We start from the raw sequence: 898 nt of genomic DNA on the forward strand, positions 1-898 counted from the left end.
CCTGGCACGTCTACGCCATGACCGCAGCGGGCCTAGGGATAATCTACCTGTTTCCGTATGTACCTGTGATTGGCAAGCTGATTCCTTCGCCATTAGTGTGCATCCTGACACTGACTGCACTTGCCTTTTACCTCGGGCTGGACATCCGTACCGTGGGTGACATGGGCCAATTGCCGGACACACTGCCGATTTTTCTGTGGCCTGAAGTGCCGCTGAACTTTGAAACCCTGCGCATCATCTTTCCTTACTCCGCAGCGCTGGCAGTTGTAGGCCTATTGGAGTCGATGATGACCGCGACCATCGTCGACGGTCTGACGGATACCACCAGCAACAAAAACCGCGAGTGCAAAGGCCAGGGTGTGGCCAACATCGCTGCCGGCATGCTTGGCGGCATGGCAGGTTGCGCCATGATCGGCCAGTCGATCATCAACGTGAAATCTGGTGGCCGCACCCGTCTCTCGACATTGTGTGCCGGCGTTTTCCTGCTGCTGATGGTGGTATTTCTTGGCGAATGGCTCTCCAAAATCCCTATGGCGGCACTCGCGGCTGTGATGATTATGGTGTCCATCGGCACCTTTAGCTGGGATTCCTTGCGCAATCTGAAAGAGCATCCGCTGTCGACCAACCTCGTCATGGTGGCGACCGTCGTGGTCGTCGTGGCCACTCACAACCTAGCCTACGGCGTACTGGTAGGTGTGCTGCTGGCTTCGCTGTTCTTTGCCAATAAGGTTGGGCACTACCTGGATATCAAGAGCACTTTGGAAGAGACGGAATCGCATCGGACTTACCGCGTCGTGGGCCAGGTGTTCTTTAGCTCTGCGGACAAGTTCACTGAAGTTTTTGACTTCAAGGAAGCGCTCAACAAAGTCACCATCGATCTCACACAAGCGCATTTCTG

At 55.2% G+C, this 898-nt stretch carries 1 protein-coding gene; it reads left to right on the plus strand.

Going from position 1 to position 898, the window contains the following annotated elements:
- Nucleotides 1-17 precede the first annotated feature (17 nt).
- On the plus strand, nucleotides 18-898 hold an 881-nt coding region (locus tag KMS84_RS43580), incomplete at its 3' end, for a SulP family inorganic anion transporter (RefSeq protein WP_498066965.1).

It is taken from the genome of Streptomyces hilarionis (genome assembly GCF_024539675.1).
In the GTDB taxonomy this organism is placed as follows: Bacteria; Actinomycetota; Actinomycetes; order Streptomycetales; family Streptomycetaceae; genus Streptomyces; species Streptomyces hilarionis.